2 protein-coding genes are annotated in these 2598 nt (G+C 70.1%); both read right to left on the bottom strand.

Annotation, left to right across the window (positions count from 1 at the left end):
• Positions 1 to 91: 91 nt before the first annotated feature.
• Positions 92 to 1210 carry a hypothetical protein gene (locus tag ACY0I8_RS17630; RefSeq protein WP_459940056.1) on the bottom strand — a complete coding sequence of 373 codons (1119 nt, stop codon included), beginning with the start codon at positions 1208 to 1210 and terminating at the stop codon, positions 92 to 94.
• A gap of 113 nt (positions 1211 to 1323) precedes the next feature.
• Positions 1324 to 2598, bottom strand: a 1275-nt coding sequence (locus ACY0I8_RS17625; RefSeq protein ID WP_461395790.1) for a hybrid sensor histidine kinase/response regulator, incomplete at its 5' end; no start/stop codon positions are given.

The raw sequence follows: 2598 nt of genomic DNA, 5'->3' as shown, positions 1-2598 counted from the left end.
GCGGCGAGGCCCGAGCCGAGGGCTGCCAGGAATCTACGGCGGGAGTGGGGGGTTGGCTTGGTCTTCACGGCCCACCTCCTTTGGCGAAGGGTTACGGGCTCACGAGCCCGGCGTCGATGAGGTCCTGGAAGAAGGCGCCCGCGTTGCGAAGCGCGTCGAACACGAGGGAACTCGACATGGTGGCGCCGCTCACGGCGTCCACCGAGGGGTCGAACATCCGGGGCCGAAACGCGTTGAATCCCCGGAGCCGGGCCCGGAGAAAGGCCAGGTCCTCCTCCGAGATCTCCTGGTTCCCGTAGCGGCTGATCCGGAGTTTCACGATGTCGACCACCTCACCATACCGGTCGAACACGGCCACGAAGTGCAGCGCGTGGCAGATGTCGCACACCGGGGCCACCGAGAACACCCGGGCAAAGTAGGGCCCCCCCGGTGCCTCGACCCGCCAGGCCCGGCCGGTATGGGGGAGATCCAGCGCCTCGACCCGCGCCTTCCGCCCCCGGAACGCCGGCGCCTCGAGGATGCGGCGCACCACCTCGTCCTCCGGCATCTGGAGCACCGGGGGTTTGCGCACCACCTGGAACGCGGAGGCCTCCTCCGCGAGCCCCTTGAAGAGCGAGGGATCCAGGTTGCGGTAGCGCTTCATGTCGTAGAACGGGAGCATCGGGGTCGTGATGGCCCCCAGGTGGGTCGTGGCTACGATCCACCGGCCATCGCGCCGGACACAGAGCACCGTGTAGGGCGTGCCCCCGGGGTTTCCAAAGGCGTGATAGGCGAGGAACTCGGGATCCGGGATCAGGGGAAACGACAGGCCGTACCTCCCCCGGAACGCCGCCACCTCGTCGGCCGTGTTGCCCTCGGCCACGCCGAGGATCTTGGCTTTCCCTGCGAGTTCCTCGTCGGCGGCGATGAGGGCCGTGAGTTCCGCCATGACCGGGGCCTGGGCCATGCACGACTGGCAATGGACGTTGAAGAACTCCACCAGCAGGATCTCGCCCGGGACGTCCTCCGTGCTGGCGTCGGGCGACGAGAGCCCGAGGTACGCGCGATCCGGTTCGGGTAGGTTCGCCCAGGCGAGCCGGGGCAGGGGGTTGCCCACCCCCAAGGGATGGGACTCCGCGTCGGTGAGCCGGGGCGCGGCCGAGGCGGAGGCGGCGAGGAAGACGGCGGCGAGGCCGAGGCCGAGAAGCCGGAACCGGTGGGAATTCCCCATGATGTGCCCCCAAACAAGATCAAACAACGTATGAAAAGAACGACGGCACGAAGTCTAGCCGCAGGCACTGTGGTGTCAAGGGGGTGAGGCCCAAAAAATCGCTTGGGAGCGGATCAGGACCGTACGATGGTCTGGAGGAGGGTCAACAGGTCTCGGGTTTGGAAGGGTTTGCGGAGCGGTTTGGGAAAACCGAGTTTGTGAATCTCGTCTTCGCGGTTTTCGGCGTACCCGCTGATGAACCGGATGGGAAGTCCCGGGTCGAGGTCCCGCAGCTTCACGGCCAGGGCCACGCCGTCCATGCCCGGCATGCGCACGTCCACGAGGGCGGCCCGGAAGGTTCGGTCGCCCCGTTCGACCACCCGAAGGGCCTCCTCGGCGCTCCGGGCGGCCCGTACCCGGTAGCCGGCGTCCCGGAGCACCCGGGCCAGGGTCGCGAGCACCACGGGGTCGTCGTCCACCACCAGGATGTCGCCCGCACCGGCGGGCGGCTCCCCCTGGGCCGCGGCCTCCGGCGCCGCCCCTTCGGCGAAGGGGAAGGTCACCTCGAACCGGGCCCCTCCCCCCGGAGGGCTGACGAGCCGCACGGCCCCCCCGTGGCGCTCGGCGATCCCGTACACGATGGCGAGCCCCAGTCCGGTGCCCTTGCCGGGTTCCTTGGTCGTGAAGAAGGGGTCGAAGATCCGCTCGGCCAGGTCCTCCGGGATGCCCGGGCCGGTGTCCTGGACCGCCAGCACGGCGGCCCGGGCATCCGGGGAGCGGAAGGTCTCGACGGTCAGCACGCCCCCGGAGTCCATGGCGTCCACCGCGTTCAGGACGAGGTTCAAGACGACCTGCTGCACCTGGGTGGGGTCGGCCCGGACCGGCTCGAGGCCGTCGTCCGGGAGCCAACGCAGCTCGGTGCCCTTGAGGCTCGGTCTCACCAGGCCGAGCGCCCGCTCCACCTCGGTGTTCAGGTCCACCGGCCGCGGTTCGAACTCCCCGGCTCGGCTGAAGGCGAGGAGCTGGCGCACCAAGCCGGCGGCCCGGTCGGCGCCGGTCTTCACGGTGGCCAGGTACCGAAGCGCCTTGGGATCCTCGATGCGCCGCTCCATCATCTCGAGCGACGGCACCATGGCCCCGAGGATGTTGTTGAAGTCGTGGGCCACCCCAGCCGCGAGCCGGCCCACGCTCTCCATCCGCTGGGCGTGCTGGAGCTGCCGTTCCAAGGTGCGCCGCTCGGTGATGTCCTGCACCACCACCACGGCGTGACCCTTTCCCGCGGGAGCCCTTTGGACCAGGTAGTCGCGGCCGCCCAGCCGGAGCTCGAGTTCGCCGCCCTCGGGCGGCGGTTCCGCCCGGCCCAGGACCCGGGCGCAGCGCATGCCCTCCACCGGCCCGAACCGGCGGTG

The sequence above is a fragment of the Deferrisoma sp. genome, assembly GCF_054681715.1.
Note: the sequence above shows the minus strand (reverse complement) of the source record. Positions and strands in the feature narration are given on the sequence as shown.

What these genes read in the sequence shown, in the direction of transcription:
- ACY0I8_RS17630 (WP_459940056.1), bottom strand. Translation starts at nt 1,210, where the DNA reads ATGGGGAATTCCCACCGGTTCCGGCTTCTCGGCCTCGGCCTCGCCGCC.